The organism is Cellulosimicrobium sp. Marseille-Q8652 (genome assembly GCF_965112045.1).
Genome location: NZ_CBCOPS010000002.1, coordinates 1075068 through 1097926 on the forward strand (window position 1 = coordinate 1075068; position 22859 = coordinate 1097926).

At 75.5% G+C, this 22859-nt stretch carries 18 protein-coding genes, 2 tRNA genes and 1 pseudogene; 13 read left to right on the top strand and 8 right to left on the bottom strand.

Features of this window, described 5'->3' with window-relative positions; genetic code table 11:
* The first annotated feature begins 104 nt into the window (after nucleotides 1-104).
* From ACWPWV_RS14670 to ACWPWV_RS14690, 5 genes are all read left to right on the top strand, one after another.
* Entirely contained in the window at nucleotides 105-1121 is a 1017-nt protein-coding gene (locus ACWPWV_RS14670; RefSeq protein ID WP_454043692.1) for a hypothetical protein, read from the top strand.
* Complete coding sequence (locus ACWPWV_RS14675; protein ID WP_454043693.1) at nucleotides 1118-2809, top strand: DNA polymerase Y family protein; 1692 nt, start codon at nucleotides 1118-1120, stop codon at nucleotides 2807-2809. The genes ACWPWV_RS14670 and ACWPWV_RS14675 overlap by 4 nt, the downstream gene beginning before the upstream one ends.
* Entirely contained in the window at nucleotides 2809-6942 is a 4134-nt protein-coding gene (locus ACWPWV_RS14680) for a PHP domain-containing protein (protein WP_454043694.1), read from the top strand. Before ACWPWV_RS14675 ends, ACWPWV_RS14680 begins: the two co-directional genes overlap by 1 nt.
* Before the next feature lie 66 nt (nucleotides 6943-7008).
* Complete coding sequence (locus tag ACWPWV_RS14685) at nucleotides 7009-7626, top strand: hypothetical protein (protein ID WP_454043695.1); 618 nt, start codon at nucleotides 7009-7011, stop codon at nucleotides 7624-7626.
* Nucleotides 7623-8615, top strand: coding sequence for a hypothetical protein (locus ACWPWV_RS14690; RefSeq protein ID WP_454043696.1), 993 nt, complete (start codon nucleotides 7623-7625; stop codon nucleotides 8613-8615). Before ACWPWV_RS14685 ends, ACWPWV_RS14690 begins: the two co-directional genes overlap by 4 nt.
* A 9-nt stretch (nucleotides 8616-8624) precedes the next feature.
* On the opposite strand, the gene ACWPWV_RS14695 is transcribed toward ACWPWV_RS14690, so the two are convergent.
* The 3 genes from ACWPWV_RS14695 to ACWPWV_RS14705 form a co-directional block, all read right to left on the bottom strand.
* Nucleotides 8625-9023 carry a hypothetical protein gene (locus ACWPWV_RS14695; protein ID WP_454043697.1) on the bottom strand — a complete coding sequence of 133 codons (399 nt, stop codon included), beginning with the start codon at nucleotides 9021-9023 and terminating at the stop codon, nucleotides 8625-8627.
* 51 nt (nucleotides 9024-9074) lie between these two features.
* A complete protein-coding gene (locus tag ACWPWV_RS14700) occupies nucleotides 9075-10007 on the bottom strand; it encodes a serine protein kinase RIO (protein ID WP_454043698.1) in 933 nt (310 codons plus the stop codon).
* A gap of 266 nt (nucleotides 10008-10273) precedes the next feature.
* Nucleotides 10274-11101: a metal-dependent hydrolase gene (locus tag ACWPWV_RS14705; RefSeq protein ID WP_454043699.1), complete on the bottom strand. Its 828-nt coding sequence runs from the start codon at nucleotides 11099-11101 to the stop codon at nucleotides 10274-10276.
* Nucleotides 11102-11309: 208 nt separating this feature from the next.
* On the opposite strand from ACWPWV_RS14705, the gene ACWPWV_RS14710 reads away from it, so the two are divergent.
* The 3 genes and pseudogenes from ACWPWV_RS14710 (at nucleotide 11310) to ACWPWV_RS14720 (ending at nucleotide 13590) form a co-directional block, all read left to right on the top strand.
* On the top strand, nucleotides 11310-11708 hold the full coding sequence (locus ACWPWV_RS14710; protein WP_454043700.1) for a DoxX family protein: 399 nt from the start codon (nucleotides 11310-11312) through the stop codon (nucleotides 11706-11708).
* A 518-nt stretch (nucleotides 11709-12226) separates the two neighbouring features.
* A tRNA-Gly gene (locus tag ACWPWV_RS14715) sits at nucleotides 12227-12298 on the top strand.
* Between the two features lie 26 nt (nucleotides 12299-12324).
* A pseudogene (locus ACWPWV_RS14720) lies at nucleotides 12325-13590 on the top strand (RtcB family protein).
* A 170-nt stretch (nucleotides 13591-13760) separates the two neighbouring features.
* Here ACWPWV_RS14720 and ACWPWV_RS14725 read toward each other — a convergent pair.
* From ACWPWV_RS14725 to ACWPWV_RS14740, 4 genes are all read right to left on the bottom strand, one after another.
* Entirely contained in the window at nucleotides 13761-14903 is a 1143-nt protein-coding gene (locus tag ACWPWV_RS14725) for a glutathione-independent formaldehyde dehydrogenase (protein ID WP_454043701.1), read from the bottom strand.
* 125 nt (nucleotides 14904-15028) lie between these two features.
* Nucleotides 15029-15907: an ABC transporter permease gene (locus tag ACWPWV_RS14730; protein WP_454043702.1), complete on the bottom strand. Its 879-nt coding sequence runs from the start codon at nucleotides 15905-15907 to the stop codon at nucleotides 15029-15031.
* On the bottom strand, nucleotides 15894-16853 hold the full coding sequence (locus tag ACWPWV_RS14735; RefSeq protein WP_454043703.1) for an ATP-binding cassette domain-containing protein: 960 nt from the start codon (nucleotides 16851-16853) through the stop codon (nucleotides 15894-15896). The genes ACWPWV_RS14730 and ACWPWV_RS14735 overlap by 14 nt, the downstream gene beginning before the upstream one ends.
* A 23-nt stretch (nucleotides 16854-16876) precedes the next feature.
* Nucleotides 16877-18142, bottom strand: a complete 1266-nt coding sequence (locus ACWPWV_RS14740; RefSeq protein ID WP_454043704.1) for a LolA family protein — start codon at nucleotides 18140-18142, stop codon at nucleotides 16877-16879.
* A gap of 90 nt (nucleotides 18143-18232) precedes the next feature.
* On the opposite strand from ACWPWV_RS14740, the gene ACWPWV_RS14745 reads away from it, so the two are divergent.
* The 5 genes from ACWPWV_RS14745 (at nucleotide 18233) to ACWPWV_RS14765 (ending at nucleotide 22669) form a co-directional block, all read left to right on the top strand.
* On the top strand, nucleotides 18233-18931 hold the full coding sequence (locus ACWPWV_RS14745) for a response regulator transcription factor (RefSeq protein WP_454043705.1): 699 nt from the start codon (nucleotides 18233-18235) through the stop codon (nucleotides 18929-18931).
* A 16-nt stretch (nucleotides 18932-18947) separates the two neighbouring features.
* A complete protein-coding gene (locus ACWPWV_RS14750) occupies nucleotides 18948-20327 on the top strand; it encodes an ATP-binding protein (protein ID WP_454043706.1) in 1380 nt (459 codons plus the stop codon).
* Nucleotides 20328-20415: 88 nt separating this feature from the next.
* Complete coding sequence (locus ACWPWV_RS14755; protein WP_454043707.1) at nucleotides 20416-21159, top strand: MBL fold metallo-hydrolase; 744 nt, start codon at nucleotides 20416-20418, stop codon at nucleotides 21157-21159.
* A 156-nt stretch (nucleotides 21160-21315) separates the two neighbouring features.
* Nucleotides 21316-22233 (top strand): RNA polymerase sigma-70 factor, encoded by a 918-nt coding sequence (locus tag ACWPWV_RS14760; protein WP_454043708.1) that lies wholly within the window; start codon nucleotides 21316-21318, stop codon nucleotides 22231-22233.
* Nucleotides 22234-22240: 7 nt separating this feature from the next.
* Entirely contained in the window at nucleotides 22241-22669 is a 429-nt protein-coding gene (locus tag ACWPWV_RS14765) for a hypothetical protein (protein ID WP_454043709.1), read from the top strand.
* A 92-nt stretch (nucleotides 22670-22761) separates the two neighbouring features.
* Here the strand turns inward: ACWPWV_RS14765 and ACWPWV_RS14770 are convergent.
* A tRNA-Leu gene (locus tag ACWPWV_RS14770) sits at nucleotides 22762-22846 on the bottom strand.
* Between the last annotated feature and the right edge of the window lie 13 nt (nucleotides 22847-22859).

Consider the following 22859-nt stretch of genomic DNA (forward strand, 5'->3'; position numbering starts at 1 on the left):
CCGCCGGGCCGGTCGAACACTGGAGATGTTCGAACATCTGTTCGATACGTGCGCTCGTCCTGACCGACGCGCGCCGTGGAGCACGAGCAGGACCTGGAGGCGAGATGACCGTCCTCGCCGATCCGGCCGAGCGCCCGACACCTCCGGCCGGCCCGACGTCCCCGGCCGCAGACCCGGCCGATCGCGCCGCCCTGGCCCGGGCAGCCCTGCGCCGGGCGGAGGAGCGCGCAGGCGTCCGTCACCACGACCGCCGTCGCCCTCTCGCGACGCCGACCCTCGCTCCCGTCACGCCCGTCGCCGTCGTCCCCGACCGCGTCCTGGACGTGCGCCATGACGTGCGCACCGACGTGCGCCATGACGTGCGCACCGACGTCCGCCATGACGTGCGCACCGACGTGCGGGCCGTGCCCGCGGTGCCCGTCCCGCCGCGCGAGCCGTCACGGACGACGACGGCGCCCGACGAGCGGTCGTGGCCCGTGCAGGACGCGCTCGCCCCCCTCCTCCCCACCGGTGCGCTCCAGCGCGGCACGGTCGTCGCCGTGCGGGGCTCGACGAGCCTGCTGCTCGCGCTCGTCGCGGGCGCGTCGGCGGCCGGGGCGTGGACGACGGCGGTCGGCCTGCCCGACGTCGGGCTGCTCGCCGCCGCGGACGCCGGCGTCGACCTCGGCCGCCTCGCGCTCGTGCCGCGCCCGGGGCCGGACGCCGCGGTCGCCCTCGCGGCGCTCGTCGACGGGATGGACGTCGTGGTCGTCGGCCCGGCGGCCGCGCTCGTCGACGCCGACCGCCGTCGCGTCGTCGCGCGGGCGAGGGAGCGCGGCACGGTGCTCCTCGCCACGACCACGTGGCCCGGGGCGCACGTCGCGCTCACCGTGACCGGCGGGGCCTGGTCGGGTGCCGACCACGGCGCGGGCTGGCTGCGCCGCCGCACGCTGCGCGTCGAGCGCGCGGGACGCGCGGGAGCGGCGCGCCCGGCCCGCCTCGAGGTCGAGCTGCCGCTCGGCCGCCGGGACTGGCCCGCGTACCTCGTCGAGCGCGACGGCGCGACGGCGGTCGACCGGCGGACGGCCGACGACCCGGTCGCCCTGACGCAGCGCGCGGACCGGCTGAGGCTCGTGGGATGAGCCGCCCGACCGACGCGGGCCGGGCCTCGACGCGCACCGCCGCCCTGTGGGTCCCGGACTGGCCCGTGCTCGCCGCGATGGCCGTCCGCGAGATCCCCGCGCACGTGCCCGCCGCGACGCACGACGGCCGCCGGGTCGTCGCCGTCTCGGCCACCGCGCGGGCCGCCGGGGTGCGCCGGGGGATGCGGCGCCGTCGGGCCCGCGAGTGCTGCCCCGAGCTCGAGCTGCTCGACGTCGACGAGGCGCGCGACGCCCGCGAGTTCGAGCCCGTGGCGCTCGCGGCGGAGTCCGTCGTGGCCGGGCTGGAGATCACCCGGCCCGGCCTCCTGCTCCTGCCCGCCGCGGGCGCGAGCCGCTACCACGGCTCCGACGCCGCGCTCGCGGAGGCGCTCGTGGCGCGCGTCGTCGAGCGCACGGGCCACGAGGCCCAGGTGGGCGTCGCCGACGGCATCCTCGCGGCGGTGCTCGCCGCGCGCTCCTCGGTCGTGGTGCCGTGGGGCGGGGCCGCGGCGTTCCTCGCGCCGCGCCCCGCGGCCGACCTCGTCCACGTCGCGACCCGGCCCGACGTCGCGGTCGCCGTCACCGAGCTCGTCCAGCTCCTCGACCGGCTCGGGGTCCGCACGCTCGGCGCGCTCGCCGCCCTGCCGCCCGCGACCGTCGAGGGGCGCTTCGGCGAGACCGGTGCGTGGGCGCACCGCCTCGCGCGCGGCGAGGACCTGCGCCCGCCCGCCCGGCGGCGCGTCGAGCCCGACGTCGCCGTCGCCACCGAGCTCGACCCGCCCGCCGAGCGGGTCGACGTCGCGACGTTCGCCGCGCGCCGCCTCGCGGAGGACCTCCACGACCAGCTCGTCACCCGGTCCCTCGTCGCGGGGAGGCTGCGCATCACCGCGCGCACCACCGAGGGCGACGACCTCGAGCGCACGTGGCGCCTCGACGGCCCCACGGGCGTGCTGAGCCCCGCCCGCATCACGGACCGGGTGCGCTGGCAGCTCGAGGGCTGGCTCACCACGGCCTCGCTCCGGGCCGCCGGGCGGCCCGGCGGCACCGCCGCCGTGCCCGACGGCGCACCCCTCGCGCGCCTCGCCCTCACCGCCGAGGAGGTCGTCCCGGCGGGCGCCGAGCAACCACGCCTGTGGGGCGCCTCCAGCGGGGAGGACCAGCGCGCCCACCGCGCGCTCGGCCGCGTCCAGGGCCTGCTCGGCGGCGACGCCGTGCTGCGCGCGCGCGTCCAGGGCGGCCGCGAGGCCGCCGACCGCGTCCACCTCGCCCCGTTCGGCGAGGACGTCGCGCTCCCGCGGGACCCCGACCGGCCCTGGCCCGGCGCGCTGCCCAGCCCGGCCCCCGCCGTCGTGCCCACCGCGCCGCAGGACGCCGTCGTGCTCGACGACGCCGGGCGCCCCGTCGTGGTCGACGCGCGCCTCGCGATGAGCGGCGAGCCGGCGACCGTGCGGTGCCCCGCGGACGAGACGACCGGGACGGACCGCCGGGTGCCGGCGGGGGTGGGCGAGGAGACCGCGGGCGAGGAGGGCGCCGTCGTCGACTGGGCCGGGCCCTGGCCCGTCGCCGAGCGCTGGTGGACCCCCGCGCCCCGCCGCCGCGTCCACCTCCAGGTGCTGCTCGACGACGGCCGCGGGCTGCTGCTCGCGAGCACGCGCGGTCGGTGGACCGTCGAGGGGGTGTACGACTGATGACCCACCGCCCCCCGCGGTACGCCGAGCTGCACGCCCACTCCGCGTTCAGCTTCCTCGACGGCGCGTCCCACCCCGAGGAGCTCGCCGCCGAGGGCGCGCGCCTCGGGCTGTCCGCGCTCGCGATCACCGACCACGACGGCCTCTACGGCGTCGTCCGGTTCTCCCAGGCCGCCGCGAAGGTGTCGCTGCCCACCGTCTTCGGCGCGGAGCTGCACCTGCCGGTCCCGGCCGGCTCGGGCGCACCGGTGCTCGACCCGCCCACCGGCGTGCCCGACCCGCGCTCCACCCACCTGCTCGCCCTCGCGCGCGGCCCCCAGGGCTACCGGAACCTGTCGCGCGCGATCGCCACCGCGCACCTCGCGACCGGGACCAAGGGCGCCGCCGACTACCGGCTCGAGGGGCTCGGGCACGAGGCCGACGGGCAGTGGCTCGTCCTCACCGGGTGCCGCAAGGGTGCCGTGCGCCGGGCGCTCGTCACCGAGGGGCGCGCCGCCGCGCGCCGCGAGCTCGACCGGCTCGTCGCCGTGTTCGGCGCCGGGAACGTCGCCGTCGAGATCACCGCCGACGACGACCCGCGCACCGCCGACCTGCACGACGCGCTCGCCGACCTCGCCGCCGACGCGCGGCTCCCGCTCGTCGCGACGACCGCCGCGCACTACGCCCGGCCCCGGGACGCGGACCTCGCGGGGGCGCTCGCGGCCGTGCGCGCCCGGTCGTCGCTCGACGACATGGACGGCTGGCTGCCCGGCGCCCCCACCGCCCACCTGCGCTCCGCGGCCGAGATGCTGACGCGCCACCGCCGGTATCCCGAGGCGGTCGCGACCGCCGCGGCGCTCGGCGACGAGTGCGCGTTCGACCTGAGCCTCGTCGCGCCACGGCTCCCGCCGTACCCCGTGCCCGACGGGCACACCGAGGCCACGTGGCTGCGCGAGCTCGTGCGCCGCGGGGCCGAGGACCGGTACGGGCCCCGCCCCCGGCCCGGCGAGAGCGAGCGCGTGCCCGGCGCGTGGCGGCAGATCGACCACGAGCTGAAGGTCATCGAAGACCTCGAGTTCCCCGGGTACTTCCTCGTCGTCTACGACCTCGTCGAGTTCTGCCGCGTCCACGGGATCCTCGCCCAGGGCCGCGGGTCCGCCGCGAACTCCGCCGTCTGCTACGCGCTCGGCATCACCGCCGTCGACGCCGTGAAGCACGGCCTGCTGTTCGAGCGCTTCCTCGCGCCCGAGCGCGACGGCCCGCCCGACATCGACGTCGACATCGAGTCCGAGCGGCGCGAGGAGGTCATCCAGCACGTCTACGCGACGTTCGGCCGCACCCACGCCGCGCAGGTCGCGAACGTCATCTCCTACCGTCCCAAGTCCGCCGTGCGCGACGCCGCGCGGGCGCTCGGGTACGACGTCGGGCAGGCCGACGCCTGGAGCAAGTCCATCGAGCGCTGGGGCTCCCTGCGCGGACCGGACCCGTCCTCGCCGGCGGCGGACCGTGCGGCCAAGGAGCGGGACATCGCGACGAAGACCGCCGAGAAGGACGCACGCGTCGCCGCGCTCTGGGGTCCTGTCTCTCCGGGGTCGGTGGCACCTGGGAGGGAGGTGGGGGTGGCGCGCGCGGCCTACCCTCCGCGGGCCTCGTCCCTCGGCCCGCTCCCGCCAGACCCGACCACGGCCGCGCGCGCCACCCCCACCTCCCCACGCACCGGTACCTCCCGAGGTGGAGCCTCGGGCGACGACGGCCTCACCTCTCGACGCACCGGCACCTTCCGGGACGGTGCCTCGCGCGACGCCACGTCCGGTGGGCGCGGTGAGCGGCCGCACGTCGGGCACCGGGGCGACTGGTCGCCCGACCTGACGGGCCGGGCGGTGCGTCCGCGCGTCGTCGACCCCCTCGCCGAGGACCAGGGCGACGGGCACGGCAGAGGTCGGGGGGTGGGGACCGCCGAGGGCCGTGGTCGGGCCTGGCGGGAGGGCCCGAGGGACGAGGGTCCGGATGGTAGGCCCGAGCGCGGTCCCCACCCCCCGGTCGGAGGCGACCGGGAGCGTGGTGACCACAGGAACAGGATCGAGGGCGCGCTGCGCGCGGACGACACGCACGACGTCGTGCCCGAGCAGCGGCCGCCGTCCGCCGCGGAGGACGGCGAGATCCCCGACGAGGTGCTGGACCTCGCGGACCGGATGCTGCGCCTGCCGCGGCACCTCGGGATCCACTCGGGCGGCATGGTCATGTGCGACCGCCCGGTCATCGAGGTGTGCCCCGTCGAGTGGGCGCGCATGGAGGGGCGCACGGTCCTGCAGTGGGACAAGGAGGACTGCGCCGACGCGGGGCTGGTGAAGTTCGACCTGCTGGGGCTCGGGATGCTCACGGCGCTGCGCATCGGGTTCGGCCTGGTCGAGCAGCACGAGGGGTCGCACCTGGAGCTGCACACGCTCCCCGAGGACGACCCGGCGGTGTACGACCTGCTGTGCGCGGCGGACACCGTGGGCGTGTTCCAGGTGGAGTCGCGCGCCCAGATGGCGACGCTGCCGCGCCTGCGGCCGCGCCGGTTCTACGACATCGTCATCGAGGTCGCGCTCATCCGCCCCGGACCGATCCAGGGCGGCTCCGTGCACCCGTACATCAACCGGGCGCGGGGGCGGGAGCCGGTGACGTTCCTCCACCCGCTGCTGGAGAAGTCGCTGGGCAAGACGCTCGGGGTGCCGCTGTTCCAGGAGCAGCTCATGCAGATGGCGATCGACGTCGCGGGCTTCTCGCCGGCGGAGTCGGACCAGCTGCGGCGCGCGATGGGGTCGAAGCGCTCGGTCGAGCGCATGGAGGCGCTGCACGGGCGGCTCCTCGAGGGGATGGCGAGGAACGGCGTCCCTCCGGACGTGGGCGAGCAGATCTACGACAAGCTCAAGGCGTTCGCGGACTTCGGGTTCCCGGAGTCGCACGCGTACTCGTTCGCGTTCCTCGTGTACGCGAGCTCGTGGCTCAAGGTGCACCACCCCGCGGCGTTCTACGCGGGGCTGCTCGCGGCGCAGCCCATGGGGTTCTACTCGCCGCAGTCGCTCGTGGCCGACGCGCGGCGCCGTGGCGTGACGGTGCTGCGCCCGGACGTCAACGCGTCGGGCGTCGAGGCGACGGTCGAGCGTCTCCCTGCGGACGGGGGCACGGGAGAGGGCGGGGACCGCGCTCGGGCCTACCCTCCGGACCCTCGTCCCTCGGGTCCTCCCGCCAGGCCCGACCACGGCCCTCGGCGGTCCCCGCCCTCGCCCGTGCCCGCTCCGAGCGGGGGGCCGCGGATCGACACCGCGTTCGGGCCCGAGCCGGACCTCGGGCTCGCGGTGCGGCTCGGGCTCGCGAGCGTGCGGGGGCTGGGCAAGCAGGCCGCCGAGCGGATCGTCGCGGCGCGTGACGGGGGTCCCGGGACGGCGTCGTCCGGTCTCGCGTCGCCGTGGGCCGACGACGGGCCGCGGCCGTTCACCGACCTGCGTGACCTCGTGCGGCGCGTGGACCTCACGACCGCCCAGCTCGAGGGCCTCGCGACGGCGGGGGCGACGGAGTCGCTCGGGACGACGCGGCGCGAGGCGCTGTGGGCGGCGGGCGCGCTGTCCCAGGAAGGCCCGGACACGCTGCCGGGCGTGAGCGTCGGGGTCGAGGCGCCGGCGCTGCCCGGCATGACCGACGTCGAGACCGCCGTCGCCGACGTCTGGGCCACCGGGGTCTCGACCGACTCCTACCCGACGCAGCACGTGCGCGCCGGTCTCGACGCCGCCGGCGTGCTCACCGTCGCGGGCGCGGTGCGTGCGGCGGAGGCGATCGAGCGTGCGGACGAGGCCGAGCGAGCGGCGGGGGAGCCGCCCGGGACCCGCACGCGGCCGGGGTCGCGCGTCGCCGTCGGGGGGGTCGTGACCCACCGGCAGCGGCCCGGCACGGCGCGCGGCGTGACCTTCCTGTCCCTCGAGGACGAGACCGGCATCCTCAACGTCGTGTGCTCGGCCGGGCTCTGGCGGCGGTTCCGCAAGGTCGCGCGGGCGTCCGCTGCGATGGTCGTCCGGGGCAGGCTCGAGCGGGCCGACGGCGCGACGAACCTCGTCGCGGAGCACCTCGCCCCGCTCTCGCTCCAGGTGTCGACGACGTCGCGCGACTTCCGCTGAGCCGGCCCGTATCACGCGTTCCGCGCGGTGGCTCCCTCCTCGTAGAGGACCACGGAAGGACCGGGCATGCCGACGGAGACAGGACAGGGCGGACGGCGCCGGTCTTCGCGTCGCGTCACCGCCGCGCTCCTGACGGCCGGGGTCGTGTGCGCGGCCGCCGCGTGCAGCTGGGACGGTGAGCAGCCCGCACCGGACGTCGGGACGGTGACTGACGACGCGACGGCGACCGGCGACGCGACGGCGACCGACGGTGGGGAGCCCCCGGCGCGGGGCGGAGCCACCGGCGGTTCGCCCGTGAGGATGGGGACCGCCGCGCAGCAGGTCGGCATCGACTTCGCCGAGGTGCGTGCGACGTTCCTCGACGAGATGACGGAGAGCTGCGGCGGGGAGCTGTGCGTGATCGTCGTCTCCGATCCCTCCGACGCCGGGCGCGGGTGCCTCTACGACGGCTCCGACCCGGCATGGCGCGAGGGCCTCACCGTCGAGCGGTGGTCGACCGTCGTCCTCCTGGCCGACTGCAGCGCGACCACGACCGATACCGACAGCACCGACAGCACCGACAGCACCGACAGCACGGACAGCACCGACAGCACGGACGGCACCGACGGCACGGACACCGGCACCGGCGGCGAACCGGGCGGCACCGACGGCGGCGGGGGCGCCACGACGGGCGACGGGCCGTGACCGAGGGTCCTCCGGCACCGAGCGGTGCTGCCCGCCCGGACGACGCCCGGCCACCGGAGGACGCCGACCCGAGCACGGACGTGCCGCGCCTCGTGCGGTTCGTGACGCAGGTCGTGGCTCCGGCGAGCCTGCTCAGCGCCCTGCTCTACTTCTTCGGCCGCCAGCGCGTCATGTTCTTCTACCAGTACCTCGGCGTCGACGTCACGTCCCTCCAGCTCACGTCGACGGACTACCTGGTGCAGGCGCAGGACGGCATCCTCCTCCCGCTCGCGGTGGTGGCGGTCGCCATCCTGGTCGCTCTCTGGGTGCGGGGCGGCTCGGTCCGCGCGGACGAGCGGCGGCCGCACCCGCGCGCGCTCGTCGGTATCGGCGCGGTCGCCGCGGTCCTCATCGGGTTCGGGCTCTTCCAGGCCGTCTGGCCGGGACGGGGGCTCGCCGACGGCGTCCCGTCGTGGGTCGCGCCGCTCTGCCTCGCGCTCGGCCTCCTCGTCCTGGTCGCCGTCGTCCGGAGGTGGCGCGACGAGCTCCGACGTTCCCGCCCGGAGTGGCGTCCACCGTCCGTCGCCGCACGTCTCACCGAGTGGGCAGCGGTGTTCGTGCTCGTGGCCGTCTCGCTCTTCTGGGCGGTCGCGAACTACTCGGCGGACATCGGGGAGAACCGCGGCCGCCAGTTCGAGGCCGAGCTCGCCGCGTACCCGGGGGTCGTCGTGCGCAGCACGGCGGACCTGCGGCTCGTCGCGCCCGGCGTGGAACCGCGGGTCTGCGGTCCGGAGGGCACCGCCTTCCGGTACCGGTACGACGGGCTGGTCCTCGTGCAGCAGGCGGGCGGGACGTACTTCCTCGTCCCGCGCGACTGGTCGCGCGCGGCACGGGACTCCGCGGTGCTCGCCGTGCCGGTCATGGACGGGGTGCGCCTGGACTATCTCCCGCCGGACCCGCAGGGCGGAGCGCCCCGACAGGGACCGGTCGCACCCGACGGCGGCTGCTGAGGACGAGCCTCACGCGCCGTCGGGCGCCTCCGCGACGACGACGCACACCTCGAACGTGTCCCGGGCCCGGCGCAGCAGGTAGCGCACGGTGCTCGACTCCTTCTCGTTCGCGTTCTCGTCCCGGTAGCTCCAGCGCACGCGCGCCCACAGGAGCGCGTCACCGACCTCCTCGACGTCCTCGAGGTACGGGGCGGCGGCGACGAGCCCGCGCTCGGTCCGCCCCCGCGCGGCGCCCACGGCGGCGTCGCGCACGGCGTCGGGGTCGGGCACGAGCCGGGACGACGCCGGGTCCACGACCAGTGCGGGGAACGCGTACCCGTCGGCGATGGCGTCGAGGTCGCCTGTGCTCACCGCCACCCCGAACGTCGTGAGGAACGCCTGGACGTCGTCGCTGTCATAGGACTCCATGCCCTCGTTTCTACCCTGCGCGCGCCCGCGCGGCACGGGCGGGCGCGCGCGTCACCACGCCTGCGCGAGGAGCTCGGCGAACAGGTCGTCCGCGTCGGCGTCGAGACCGCGGGAGCGGAACCACGCGGTCATGGTCCGGCAGTCGCGCAGGAGGAGCTCCGTGCCGAACGGGTTCGCGACGAGGTCCACGACCTGCGGGAGGTCGATGAGGACGAGGCGGTCGTCGTCGGCGAGCACGTTGTAGGGGGACAGGTCGCCGTGGGCGTATCCCCGCCGCGCGAGCACGGCCATGGCGTCGCGCAGCTGGTCCCACCACGAGGCGAGCACGTCGGCGCCCGGTCGCGTGCGCGCGAGGCGTGGCGCGGCCTCGTGGGCCTCGCCGTCGCTCGACCCGACGAACTCCATGAGGATCTCGTTCCCGTCGATCTGGACGGGGTAGGGGACCGGCGCGCCCGCCGACCACAGCTCGCCGAGCGCCGCGAACTCGGCCGCGGCCCACTGACCCGCCGCGACCTGGCGCCCGTAGGAGGACTTGCGGTCGAGGGCGCGTCGGTCGCGCGTGCGGCGCACGCTCCGGTCCTCGGTGTACAGGGTGTCGCGCCGGAAGGACCGGTGGTCGAGGTCGCGGTAGCGCTTCGCGGCGAGCAGCGACCGCCGGGCCGGGTCGCCGGGGACGGCGCGCTCGACGAGGAAGACGTCCGCCTCCTTGCCGGTCTTGAGGACCCCGAGGTCCGTGTCGACGGCGGCGTCGGCCGTCACGAGCCACGGCGGGTGCGGCTCGGGGCCGCGCTGGCCCTTCTCCACGGCGTGCCACGTCGACCACCGCTGATCGGGACCGAGGGCGGCGTCGAGCACGCCGAGGGAATCGCCGGCATCGTCAGGGCGGACCGTGCGACGCAGACGCCGCGGCGGGGGAGTGCGCGGGTCGCGCGCGAACGTCGGGGGCAGGTACGGGTACGGGTCGGACAGGTCGTGCTCGGGCACGGGTGGCTCCTTCGGGCGAGGAGCGCTCGGTGCCGGCCCGGCGCCGGTGCGGCGCGGGCGGACGGCGGCCGGCTTCAGCGGCGCGCGGCGCTCCCGGGGGTGGTGGACACGCGGGACTGGCTCGTCCAGCTCATGGCGTACCTCCGTCCTCCGGTGCCCGTCGACGCGGGCGGCTGGTCAGACCGTGCCACCGCCGGGTGCGGTGCGGCAACGTCTTTTCCGCCACCGCCGTTTCGTCACCTGCCGTCACCTGCCGGCACCTGCCGTCAGAGCGCGACGGCCACCGCGCTGCCGATCACCGTGACGAGCCGCTCCCACGTCCCGAGCGTGTCGAAGCCCATCTGGTCGAGCGCCGACCACGTGAACCCGACCACGGCGTAGAGCCCGACGGCGGTCGCGAGCAGCCACTCGCGCACGGACCCGGTATCGCCGAGGAGCGGGACGGCGAAGCTGCCTCCGGGGCGCCAGACGTCGTCCACGAGGAACGAGCGCCGCACCCAGCGCGGCGAGCGGAGCTTCACGGGCCACAGCAGCGGCGCGCCGTTCGTCGTGAGCACGTCGCCGAGGATGTGGACGGTCACGCCGAGGCCGACGGCGACGGGGAGCCAGTTCCACTCCTCGGGGGAGAAGAGGGCGACGAGGGCGGCGACGGTGAGCGACGTGAGCCACGGCGCGAGCTTGCCGCGGCGCGTGAGTTTGAGGGCCTTCAGGGCGAGCGCGACGAGCAGCACGGCGAGGATCCCGCCGCCGACGTACACGGTGCCGAACGACTCGGTCTCGACCGTGACGAGCCCCGCGGCCCAGGCGAGCGCCGTGAACACCGCGATGCCGAGGAACGAGTGCGTGCCCTGCCGGTGGCCCCCGGAGATCGCCTCGACCGCGTCGGAGACCCACTCGCTCACGGGCGGCAGGGAGTGGGCGAACGTGCCGTTGTGGTGGTCGGCGTCCGGCAGGAGCGCGGCGCCCGCGCACACGACCGCCCCGGTCATGACGCCCACGGAGGACACCGGGTGCAGACCCAGGGCGAACGGGGCCGTGGAGGTCACCGCGATCCAGGCCGCGGCTCCTGTCGCGGCGTGGTTGGCACCCATCATGGTGAGGCGGTCTCCTCGTCGTCGGCCCCGCCGCGTCCGTCGGCGTCGGGAGGTCTGTCCGGAACGTCCGAACTCTACCGGCGGTCGCCGACACCGGGCGGCACGACGGCATCGAGCGGAAAAGTGTGCCAAGCGGCCTGTCGCGGACCGCGTCGCACGCGAGCGACGTCACCGGGCGCGCGGACGACGGCGCCCGTAGCCTCGGCGAATGCGTCCTCGCACCCTCTCCGCCGCCGGCCTCGCCGCACTGCTCGGGTCGTCGGGCGTGCTGCACCTCGTCCGCCCGCAGGTCTTCGAGCCGCTGATCCCGCACGCCCTCGGCTGCGCCAGGGCATGGGTCGTGGGCAGCGGGACGGCCGAGCTCGCGTGCGCCGCCGCGCTCGCGCTGCCGCCGACCCGCCGGCTCGGGGGAGCGGCGAGCGCCGCCCTCCTCGTCGGGGTGTTCCCGGGCAACGTGAAGATGGCGCTCGACTCGCGCCGTGGTGCACGTGCGTGGGCTCGCCGCCCGGCCGTGGCGTGGGGCCGGCTCCCGCTCCAGGTCCCGCTCGTCGCCTGGGCGCTGTCCGTCGCACGGGATCCTGGCGGTGCTCCCGGGCGTCGGCCCTGAGCTGCACCGGATTCTCGGTCCGCGCCTTGGTGCACGCATTGATCTCCCCAGATCGGAGCATTCGAAAAAGGGGTTGTGCGTCGTTCGACAGTGCCGTACGGTTTCCCTCGGTCCACCCAGACGTGGGCCTTCCGGCCGGAGAGCGACGAGAGAGGACCAGCACCGTGCGCGTATTCCGTGAACGCGATCTGCGTCGTCCCGTGCTGCGTCACGAGCAGGGCCTCGTCCTGCCGGTCATGTTCCGGCAGCACCGCTCCACGTATGCTGCCGAGCCCTCTGGGGGCTCCGTCGTCTGACTCTCACGTCGACACGGCGGGCCGCTCCGGAGAATTCGTCCAGAGCGGCTTTTTTGTGCGCCGACCATCGGTCGGCGCTGCATTCTCGCGACCATTCATCGTCCTTCTTGCCGGTGCCGTGCGTGCTCCGTCCGTGCGGCCGTGGTGAATGCAGGACGGTGAGTCCTGTCGCGTTCTCGTGGTGTTCTCGTCACGACGTCTGCCCGACGCAAAAGGGCACCAGCGCACGTAGCTCAGCGGAAGAGCGCCGGCCCTCCGGGCCGGGCGTCGAGGGTTCGAGCCCCTCCGCGCGCACCCCGTCCCGCCACCCGGCGGGCACCATGGGAAGACGACGACCCGAGGAGGTCATCACCGTGAGCACCGAGGCCCACGCGTTCCCCGTCCCGTTGTCCGGCGCGAAGGCGCCGACCCTCATGTGGGCGCACGAGCACGAGGTCGACAGCGCTGCACTCCAGCAGCTGCGCAACATCGCCGCGCTCCCGTGGGTCGAGGGCGTGCGCGTCATGCCCGACGTCCACCTCGGCAAGGGCGCGACCGTCGGCTCGGTCATCGCGATGCGCGACGCGGTCTCACCGAACGCGGTCGGCGTCGACATCGGCTGCGGGATGATCGGCGTGCGCACCTCGCTCACGGTGGAGGACCTGCCGGACGACCTGCACGCGGTCCGCTCGCGGATCGAGGCGGCCGTCCCCGTCGGGTTCCACGCGCACGACGAGGCCGTCGACCTGCGGCGGCTGCGGTCGATCGCCGGGAACGGTCCGGCCGAGGTCGCGCGCGGCGACGAGGCGTTCTGGTCGAGGTTCAGCGGCCTGCACGGCAAGGTCTCCGACCTCGAGGTTCGAGCCCGTCGTCAGCTCGGGACGCTTGGCTCAGGCAACCACTTTGCCGAGTTGTGCTCGGACACCGAGGGCCGCGTCTGGCTTCAGCTGCACTCGGGGTCGCGGAACATCGGCAAGACGCTCGCCGAGCAGCACGTCGCGATCGCGAAGCGGCTCGAGCACAACCAGGGACTCGTCGACCGCTAGCTCGCGGTGTTCCTCGGCGGCACGCCCGAGATGGACGCGTACCTCGCCGACCTCTGGTGGGCCCAGGAGTACGCGGCGCGGTCACGCGCGGTGATGATGACGCTCGTCGTCGGCGCGGTCCGTGCCTCGTTCCCCGACCGGGACGTGACGTTCGAGGAGGCGGTCAACGTCCACCACAACTACGTCGCGGTCGAGCACGTCGACGGCCGGGAGCTCGTCGTCACCCGCAAGGGCGCCATCCGCGCCGGCGCGGGCGACCTCGGGCTCATCCCGGGGTCGATGGGCACCGGCTCGTACATCGTCCGCGGCCTCGGCAACCCGGCGTCGTACTGGTCGGCGTCGCACGGCGCCGGGCGCCGGATGTCGCGGACGAAGGCGAAGAAGACCTTCACGCTCGACGACCTCGCCGTGCAGACGGCGGGCGTCGAGTGCCGCAAGGACGCCGGGGTCCTCGACGAGATCCCCGGCGCGTGCAAGGACCTCGACGCGGTCGTCGCGGCGCAGTCCGACCTCGTCGAGGTCGTCGCGCGGCTCACCACGCTGCTCTGCGTCAAGGGCTGACGCGGCGACCACCGTACGGACACGTGCGGACACGTGCGGACACGTGCGGACACGTGCGGACACGTGCGGACACGACGGACGCGGTCGGCGCCGGGACCTCCCGGCGTCGACCGCGTCCGTCGTACCGTCGCCGTCGTGCTCGTGCGGGTGGAGATGCGCCGGGCGGGCCGTCAGCCGCCCGGCTTGAGCAGCACCTTGGTCCAGCCGTCCTCGCGCGCGTCGAAGCGCGCGTAGCCGTCCGCCGCCTCGTCGAGCCCGAGCTCGTGCGACACGATGAACGACGGCCGTGCCCGGCCCGCCACGATGAGGTCGCGCAGCTGGCGGTTGTACCGCATGACCGGCGCCTGGCCGGTGCCCATGTGCTGGCCCTTGGTGAAGAACGTCCCGTAGTCCCATCCGATGCGGCCCTGCTTCGCTCCCTCGTCCTGCGCGCCCGGGTCCTCGGGCACGTAGACGCCCACGACGCCGATGCCGCCGGTCGCGCGGACGACCTGCACGAGGTTGTCGAGCACGAGCTCGGGGTGCTCCTCGCCGGACGGGTCGTGCGCCTGGTAGCCGACGGCCTCGACGCCGCTGTCGACGCCGCGACCGAGCGTGGCCTCCATGATCTGCTCGACGGGGTCGCCCTGGGAGAAGTCGACGCCCTGGGCGCCGATCGACTCGGCGAGGCGCAGGCGGTCAGGCTCCTTGTCGACGACGAACACGCGCGCGGCCCCGCGGATCAGGGCGCTGTGCGCGGCCATGAGGCCGACGGGCCCGCCGCCGAAGACCGCGACGTCGTCACCGGGGGACACGCCGGCGAGCTCGGTGCCGTGCCAGCCGGTCGGGAAGATGTCCGAGAGCATGGTGAAGTCGTTCTCGTGGTCGGTGCCCTCGGGAAGCTCGAGCAGGTTGAAGTCCGCGTACGGGACGCGCAGCACCTCGGCCTGGCCGCCGTCGTACGGGCCCATGTTCGCGTACCCGTAGGCGGCGCCCTCCATGCCCTCCGTCGGGTTCGTGCGCAGGCAGAACGACGTCCAGCCGGCGATGCAGTTCCGGCAGGTGCCGCACGCGATGTTGAAGGGGACCGAGACCCGGTCGCCGACCCGGACCCGGTCGACGGCGTCGCCCACCTCCTCGACGATCCCCATGTTCTCGTGGCCGAGGACCTTGCCCTCCTCGACCGCGGTCCGGCCCTCGTACATGTGCAGGTCGGATCCGCAGATGTTCGTGGTCGTGATCCGGACGAGGGCGTCCGTCGGCTTCTCGATCCTGGCGTCGGGGACCTCGGTGACCTCGACCTGCTTCGGCCCGCGGTAGACGACTGCGCGCATGGCGACCTCCTGGTTCTCAGGGGTGAGGACCCGTGTGCTCGAGCCCGTCCGCCATCGTGCGCAGGCGCCGCGCCCGCTCGCACCCGGGCCCTGTCCACGGGCCGCCGCGCGCCGTCGCCGTCGCCTCAGGACGACACGTCCGCCGTCGTGAAGCGGCTCCAGGCGAGGGCGCCGAAGACGGCCACCCACGCCGCCTGGACGGCGAGCCCCTCGCCGAGCACGCCGAGGTCGATCTCGGCGCGCAGCAGCTCGCCGACGTCGAGCCAGTGGTGGGTGAGGAGCGCGCCGTGCACGGCGGACAGCTGCGGGAGGGCGTCGAGGACGCCGGACACGATCGCGACGACGACGGTGGCCGCCATCGCCGCGACCGGGACCTCCGTGAGCGTCGAGAAGAACAGCCCGACCGCGACGAGCCCGGTGAGCGACAGCCCGACGTACGCGACGATCCCGGCGGTCCGCACCACGCCCTCGGCGGTCGAGACGGTGTCTCCCGACAGCAGGGTCACCTCTCCGACGCCGAAGTACGCCGCTCCGGTGACGAGCCCGGACAGCGCGATCGCGACGACGGTGCACGCGGCGAACACGAGCACCGCGAGCGCCTTGGCCGCGAGGAGCCGGGTGCGCGGCACGGGGACGAGCAGGAGGTAGCGCAGGGTGCCGGCCTGCGCCTCGCCGGCGATCGCGTCGCCCGCGACGATCCCCACCACCAGCGGCAGCAGCAGGGGCAGGCACGCGACGAGCGCGGTGAGCACGAGGAACAGGCCGTTGCCGGTCACCCGGTCGAGGAACGGCGGTCCGCCGGCACCGACCGCGGTGTCCTGGGTCACGAACACCACGGTGCCGATCAGCACGGGCACGAGGGCGAGGCCGACCAGCAGGACGAGGTTGCGGCGCCGGCCCAGGACCAGGCGGAGCTCGCTGGTGAGCAGCCGGGCGAAGGAGCCGCGGGCGCGGGCGGGCGGCGTCGACCGTTCCGCAGCGGTCGTCACGTCAGCGAGCGACATCGAATCCCTCCCCGGTCAGCTCGACGAACAGGTTCTCGAGGCTCGGTCGTCGGACCTCGAGCCCGACGAGGTCCAGCCCGGCGCCGACCATGGCGGCCGAGATCTTCTCCGGCGCGACCATGCCGAGGCGGGCCGTGAGCGCCGTGCCCTCGACCTGCACGTCGACCAGGCCGAGGTCCGCGAGGAGCCGGGTCGCGCCGTCGACGCCCGCGCGGGTGGTGCTGACGACCACGGTCGTCTCGGCGTCCGCGGCGAGCTCCTGGGGCGGTCCCTGGACGAGGAGCCGCCCCCGGCTCATGACGCCCACGTGCGTGCACACCTGCTCGACCTCGCCGAGGAGGTGCGACGACACCAGGACCGTCGTGCCCGCGTCCGCGAGCTCGCGCAGGAGGTGTCGCACCTCGCGCGTGCCCTGGGGGTCCAGACCGTTCGTCGGCTCGTCCAGGACCAGCAGCTCGCGCGGCCGCAGCAGCGCCGCGGCCAGGCCGAGGCGCTGCTTCATCCCGAGCGAGTACTGCCGGAACGGCTTGCGTGCCGCCGCCGTGAGCCCCACCCGGTCGAGGGCCGCGCCGGCCCGGCGGTCGCGTGTCCGGGGGTCGGCGGTCGCGTCGACGGCGTCGAGCCGGTCGAGGTTCGCGCGACCGGACAGGTAGGGGTGGAACCCCGGGCCCTCGACGAGCGCGCCGACCCGGGGCAGGACGTGTGCCCCGGCCCCGGGCATCGGCTCGCCGAGGAGCGTGGCCGTGCCGGAGGTCGGGGCGACCAGCCCCAGCACCATGCGCAGCGTTGTCGTCTTGCCCGAGCCGTTGGGCCCGAGGAAGCCGTAGACGGCGCCGCGCGGCACCGCGAGGTCGACCGCGTCCACCGCGACCTGACCCGAGCGGAAGCGCTTGGTCAGACCGCGGGTGCTCACGGCGAGCTGCGCCGCGGTGGCGGTGCTCGACATGCTCGACATGCTCGTCGGACGCGTCATGCGAGGTCGCGCAGCACCTCGGCGGGCACGGCCCCGACGAGGACGCGACCGTCGTCGGTCACGAGCACCGACAGCAGGGCCGACGAGAGCAGCCTGCCCTCCGGGACCTCCTCGGTCAGCTGCTCGTAGAGCGCGGCGGCGTCGATCTCCGGCAGCCCGGGCGCCGTCCCGTCCTCCCCGACGAGCTCGCCGTAGAGGTCCTGGGCGCCGGCGGAGCCGAAGCTGCGCTCGGCCCCCGGCAGCGCGGCCGCCGACGCCGGGTCTCCGGCGAGCAGGCCGGGGACGTCGACGCCATCGATCGACACGACCGTCTCCCAGCCGGTGCCGCTCACCGCGACGCCCTCGGGTGCCGCGGTCAGCGCCTCGGGGCCCGACGACGGGTGGTCGGCCGGGTCAGGCAGCGGGACCTCGACCTCGCTCGTGGAAGCGCCCGCGGGAGCGGCGAAGTCGAAGACGGCGTCGTCCGGCGTCGCGAAGGAGATGTCGGTGAAGCCGATCTCGAGCGCCGGCGTCTGCGTGTCCTGCGTGCTCCAGACCTGGACCCGCAGCGGCGTGGACGTCTCGGCGTCGACCGCGACGAGGACCCGCTCCACGAGCGTGCCGTCGGTGCGCGGCACGAGGCCGAGCTGGTAGGCGTCGCGGCCCGCGACCTCGGTGGCCGAGCCGACCGTCACGTCCGTGGAGAGCCCGGCGTAGGCGACGATCGCGTCGGCCGCCTCGGCGGGCGTCGGCAGGTCGCCCGCCACGTCCGGAGCGGTGCCGGCGCGCGCTGCCTCGTCGAGCTCCTCGTACGCCGCGAGGTCCTCGGGCGCGACCGTGTAGTGGACGACCTCGTCGTCACGGCTCGAGTACGTCCAGGCCTCGGCCCCGTCCCGGACGACGGAGTACTCGGACAGGTCGCCGAGCAGCGCGGCGCGCGAGCGGTCCTCGCCGTCGGACCACAGCCGGACGGTCGAGCTGCCGCCCAGGAGGTCGAGCGGGCTCGCGCCCTGCATCTCCTCGAGCGGTAGCTCGGGCAGCCCGAGGCGCGCGGTGTGGACCACGGTCCCCGACAGCGGGACGCTGTCGGCCTCCGCGACCCGGGCCAGCAGCTCGGCGGGCGTGAGCTCGGGCAGGTCGGAGTCGGCGGACGCCATGAGCGCAGGCGCCGCGAACGCGCCGCCGACGACGGCGGCGACCACGACGGGCACCGCCCAGCGGGCGCGGCGCGACGGCCCGCGGGCAGGCTCGCGAGGGGACGAGGAGACGGGTTCGGCAGCCATGACGTCACCGTCGCACACCGCACCTGTGGCCACGCTGAGAACGGCGCGCCCGCCGCGCGCCCGCCGCCGGGTCGGTGGGATGCTGTCGGCGTGCGGGTGCTGGTGGTCGAGGACGAGCGGGGCGTCGCCCGCGCGCTGCGCCGCGGCCTCCTCGCCGAGGGGTTCGCCGTCGACGTCGCGCTCGACGGGCGGCGTGGTCTCGAGCTCGCCGCGTCGGGCGAGTTCGACGCGGTCCTCGTCGACATCATGCTGCCGGGGCTCAACGGGTACGACGTGGTCGCCCGGCTCCGCGAGCTCCGGGTCTGGACGCCGGTGCTGATCCTCAGCGCCAAGGACGGCGAGTACGACATCGCCGACGGCCTCGACCTCGGCGCCGACGACTACCTCACGAAGCCGTTCTCGTTCGTCGAGCTCGTCGCACGGGTGCGGGCCCTCGTGCGACGCGGACCGCAGCCGCGACCGACGGTCCTCACGGTCGGCGAGCTCACCCTCGACCCGGCGACGCGCGTCGTGACCCAGCGCGGCTACGAGGTCGTGACCACGGCGCGCGAGTTCGCGCTGCTCGAGTACTTCATGCGCCGGCCGGGACAGGTCCTGAGCAAGGGCGAGCTGCGGGACCACGTGTGGGACGCGGCGGGCGACGGCCTCAACGTCGTCGAAGTGTACGTCGGCTACCTGCGACGCAAGTTCGGCCAGGCGGTCATCGAGACCGTGCGCGGCGCCGGGTACCGACTCGTGGTGCCCGCGACGTCCGCGGCGCCCGCGCCACCCCGTCCCGTCGCGCCGTGACCGGTCCCGAGGACCGGTGACGCCCGTGCGGACCTGGTCGTTGCGCGCCCGGCTCACCGCGCTGGCGTCCGTGGTCGTCGCGGCGGCGCTCGCGGTCGGCGCCCTCGCCCTGTCCTCGGTGGTGTCGGGGGGCCGCGTCGCCGCGCTGGACGACATCGCGCGAGACCGTGCGCTCCTCGTCGCCCGGCTCGCGACGAGCGACCAGGTGCCGGACGTCCTGCCCGTCTCCGAGCCGGGGGAGGTCGTGCAGCTCCTCGGGCCGGCGGGCGACGTCCTGGCGTCCTCGGCGTCGGCGAGCCGGACCCTGCCGGTCCTGCCGGCCGACGAGGTCTCGGCGCTGCGGGCCGAGGCCGTCGCGGCGGACGACGTGCGCGTCGCCGGCACGGACCGCAGCGCCTACGACGCCGCGGCGCGGGTCGCGGTGGCGCCCGCAGCGGGGACCGACGGGGCCACCGCCGTGGCGAGCATGCCGCTGCAGGAGGTCGAGGGGGTGGTGCGCGCGCTGCGCGTCTCGCTCGCCGTGGTCGTGCCGCTGCTCACGCTCGTGGCGGCGGCGGTCGTCTGGACGGTCCTGGGGCGGGCGCTGTCCCCCGTGGAGGAGCTGCGCAGGGGTGCCGACGCCATCGCCCGGTCGGGAGGGCCGGGGGCGCTCCCGGTGCCGCGCGCCGACGACGAGCTGGGGGCGCTCGCCCGCACGCTGAACGCGATGCTCGACAGCCTGCAGGCCGCCGCCGCACGACAGCGGTCGTTCGTCGCGGACGCCGCGCACGAGCTGCGCTCGCCCGTGGCGGCGCTGCGCGCGAGCATCGAGGTCGCGCGCCTGCACCCGGCGGCCTACCCCGGGAACGAGCTCGCGGTCGAGCTCGAGGACGAGGTGCGTCGTCTGCAGGCGCTCGTCGACGACCTCCTCGTCCTCGCGAGGCTCGGTGCCCTGCCGCTCGTCGACCAGGACGTCGACCTCGGTGCGCTGGCGCGCGAGGTGGTCGCGGTGTCGGAGGAGAGGCAGCAGCCGGGGGAGCAGGGACGTCCCCCGGTCGTCGTGACGGTCGTCGTCGACGGCACGGCCACGGCGCGGGGCGACCGGTCCGCTCTCGCCCGGATCCTGCGCAACCTCGTCGACAACGCGCTCCGGCACGCCGCGTCGTCCGTCCGCGTGACGGCCGGACCGGGCAGCCTCGTCGTCGAGGACGACGGCCCCGGCATCGACGTGGCCGACCGCGAGCGCGTCTTCGAACGCTTCACCCGGCTCGACGAGGCGCGCGAGCGGGACGCGGGCGGCACGGGCCTCGGCCTGGCGATCGCCCGCGAGACCGCGCGCGAGCACGGCGACGACGTGGTGCTGTCGGCGTCGCCGCTCGGGGGCCTGCGCGCCGAGGTGCGCCTGACGCGGGCGTGACCCGGCCCGGCCCGGTCACGGTCGCAGCGCGCGAGCGCGCGGGACCCTGCCTACCGTGGCCGGACTGCCGCCGGAGGAGGGAGCTGCCGTGCTGACCGAGGTCGCCGACCGCGTGCACCGTCTCGAGCACGCCTACGTCAACGTCTACCTCGTCGCCGACGACGACGGCCGGGTCCTCGTCGTGGACACCGGGCTCCCGGCGACGTGGGACCTGCTCGGGCGTGCGCTGCGCGACCTGGGCCATCGCCCCGCCGACGTCGCGGCCGTCGTGCTCACGCACGCCCACTTCGACCACACCGGCTCGGCCGCGCGAGCCCAGGCGCGGCTCGGCGTCCCGATCTGGCTCCACGACGACGACGCCCACATCGCCGCCCACCCGTACCGGTACGCGCACGAGAACGTCCGCGCGCTCTACCCGCTGCGCCACCCGGCGGCGCTGCGCATCCTCGCGTCCATGACGGCGGCGGGCGCGCTGCGGGTGCCCGGCGTGCGGGGTCTGCGGCACGCGGAGCCCGGGGCGACGCTCCCGGTGCCGGGCTCGCCCCGGGTCGTCTTCAGCCCCGGGCACACGGCCGGGCACTGCGCGCTGCACCTGCCCGAGCGCGACGTCCTGCTCACGGGCGACGCCCTGGTCACGCTCGACCCCTACACCGGGGTCCGCGGACCGCAGATCATCGCGGGCGCGGCGACGGCCGACAGCGCCCAGGCGCTCGCGTCCCTCGACCGGCTGGTCGAGACCGGGGCGACGACGCTCCTGCCGGGCCACGGCGACCCGTGGACGGGAAGCGTCGAGGAGGCCGTCGAGCGGGCGCGGGCGGTCGGCGCGCACTGAGCCGACGCACGGCGGCCCCGAGGCACGAGGCCGGCCGCGTCGCGCCCCACCCCGAGGGTGGAGGCTGTCACGACGACGTGCCCTGCGCGGTCGAGATCGCGAGGGACGGTTCGGAGCGCCCGCTCCGGGGTGAGGACGTCGAGACGGAGGCGCGTGGTGGCGGACGACACGGGCGGTACGGAAGGCACGGAAGGCACGGCGGAGGTGCCCGGGGACCTCGCGGCGGCCGAGAGGCAGTTCAGCGCGGTGCGGCGACAGCTGTTCGGGATCGCCTACCGGATCCTGGGCAGCGCGGCCGAGGCCGACGACGTGCTGCAGGACGCCTGGGTGCGCTGGCAGACGTGCGACCGCTCCGCGGTGCGCAACCCCGCGGCGTTCCTCACGACGACCACCACGCGGCTGGCGATCAACGTCGCGCAGTCCGCGCGCGTCCGCCGGGAGACGTACGTCGGGCCCTGGCTGCCCGAGCCGGTGGACACGAGCGCGGACCCGACCCTCGGCGCCGAGCGCGGCGAGGTCCTCGAGGTGGCGATCCTCATGCTGCTGGAACGGCTCACGCCCACGGAGCGCGCCGCCTACGTGCTGCGGGAGGCGTTCGACTACCCCTATGCGCGGATCGCTGAGGTGATCGGCCACTCGCAGGCCAGCGTGCGCCAGCTCGTCAGCCGGGCCCGTCGCCACCTCGGCGAGGAGCGCCGCGCCCCGGTCGCACCCCAGGCGCAGCGCACCCTGCTCACGGCGTTCGTCGCCGCGGCCAAGGTCGGCGACGTCGCGGTGCTCGAGCGACTCTTCGCCGAGGACGTGGTCTCCTACTCCGACGGCGGTGGCGTCGTGCGCGCGTCGAAGTTCCCCGTGGTGGGGCGCGAGCGCGTCGCGAAGTACGTGCACGCGTTCGCGAGCCACTTCTGGGTCGGGGTCGACGTGGAGCCTGCTGACGTCAACGGTGGCGCGGCGGCCCTGCTCTCGCGCGACGGCACGGTCTTCGCCGTGCTCACCGTCCGCGCCGCCGTCGACGGCATCGACCGGGTGCTGTGGATGATGAACCCGAAGAAGCTCGCCCCGCTGACGTCGTAGGCACGGGATGACCAGGCGAGGACGCAGCGTCGGCCGGGCGCTCGCGCACGACCGGGTGCTCTCCGCGCTCCGGCGTGCGGTGCTGGACGGCGACGTGGCGAGGGTGCGCGCCCTGCTCGCCCCGGCGGTCGTCCTGCTCGTCGACGCCGTGGGGAGCGCGTACGGGGACGGGCTCGGCGCGGTCGAGGGGTCCGACGACGCCGCGCAGCACCTGGTCCGGATCCTCGCCGCGGGGCCGGGCGTGCGGGTCGCGGTGCAGTCGGTGAACGGCGCGGGAGCCCTCGTCGTGCGGCACGACGACGTGGTCACCGGGGTCCTGAGCGTGGCCGTGCGCGCGGGGCGGGTCACCCATGCCTGGGCGGTCCTCAGCCCGGACAAGCTCCGGGCCTGGAACCGGGCCCCCGGCGACGGGACGCCGCCGCAGAGCGCGGGGTGACGTCGACGGGCGGGTTGAGGTCGACGGACGGCAGAACGACGGAGCGGGCCCAGGTTTCCCTGGACCCGCTCCGCCGTCGCTGTCTCAACGAGTGTCCGGAGGGGGACTTGAACCCCCACGCCCGATAAAGGGCACTAGCACCTCAAGCTAGCGCGTCTGCCATTCCGCCACCCGGACGAGTGGACCTTCC

What these genes read in the sequence shown, in the direction of transcription:
- ACWPWV_RS14670 (WP_454043692.1), top strand. Translation starts at nt 105, where the DNA reads ATGACCGTCCTCGCCGATCCGGCCGAGCGCCCGACACCTCCGGCCGGC.
- ACWPWV_RS14685 (WP_454043695.1), top strand. Translation starts at nt 7,009, where the DNA reads ATGCCGACGGAGACAGGACAGGGCGGACGGCGCCGGTCTTCGCGTCGC.
- ACWPWV_RS14705 (WP_454043699.1), bottom strand. Translation starts at nt 11,101, where the DNA reads ATGATGGGTGCCAACCACGCCGCGACAGGAGCCGCGGCCTGGATCGCG.
- ACWPWV_RS14675 (WP_454043693.1), top strand. Translation starts at nt 1,118, where the DNA reads ATGAGCCGCCCGACCGACGCGGGCCGGGCCTCGACGCGCACCGCCGCC.
- ACWPWV_RS14680 (WP_454043694.1), top strand. Translation starts at nt 2,809, where the DNA reads ATGACCCACCGCCCCCCGCGGTACGCCGAGCTGCACGCCCACTCCGCG.
- ACWPWV_RS14710 (WP_454043700.1), top strand. Translation starts at nt 11,310, where the DNA reads ATGCGTCCTCGCACCCTCTCCGCCGCCGGCCTCGCCGCACTGCTCGGG.
- ACWPWV_RS14740 (WP_454043704.1), bottom strand. Translation starts at nt 18,142, where the DNA reads ATGGCTGCCGAACCCGTCTCCTCGTCCCCTCGCGAGCCTGCCCGCGGG.
- ACWPWV_RS14695 (WP_454043697.1), bottom strand. Translation starts at nt 9,023, where the DNA reads ATGGAGTCCTATGACAGCGACGACGTCCAGGCGTTCCTCACGACGTTC.
- ACWPWV_RS14730 (WP_454043702.1), bottom strand. Translation starts at nt 15,907, where the DNA reads ATGTCGCTCGCTGACGTGACGACCGCTGCGGAACGGTCGACGCCGCCC.
- ACWPWV_RS14765 (WP_454043709.1), top strand. Translation starts at nt 22,241, where the DNA reads ATGACCAGGCGAGGACGCAGCGTCGGCCGGGCGCTCGCGCACGACCGG.
- ACWPWV_RS14735 (WP_454043703.1), bottom strand. Translation starts at nt 16,853, where the DNA reads ATGTCGAGCACCGCCACCGCGGCGCAGCTCGCCGTGAGCACCCGCGGT.
- ACWPWV_RS14725 (WP_454043701.1), bottom strand. Translation starts at nt 14,903, where the DNA reads ATGCGCGCAGTCGTCTACCGCGGGCCGAAGCAGGTCGAGGTCACCGAG.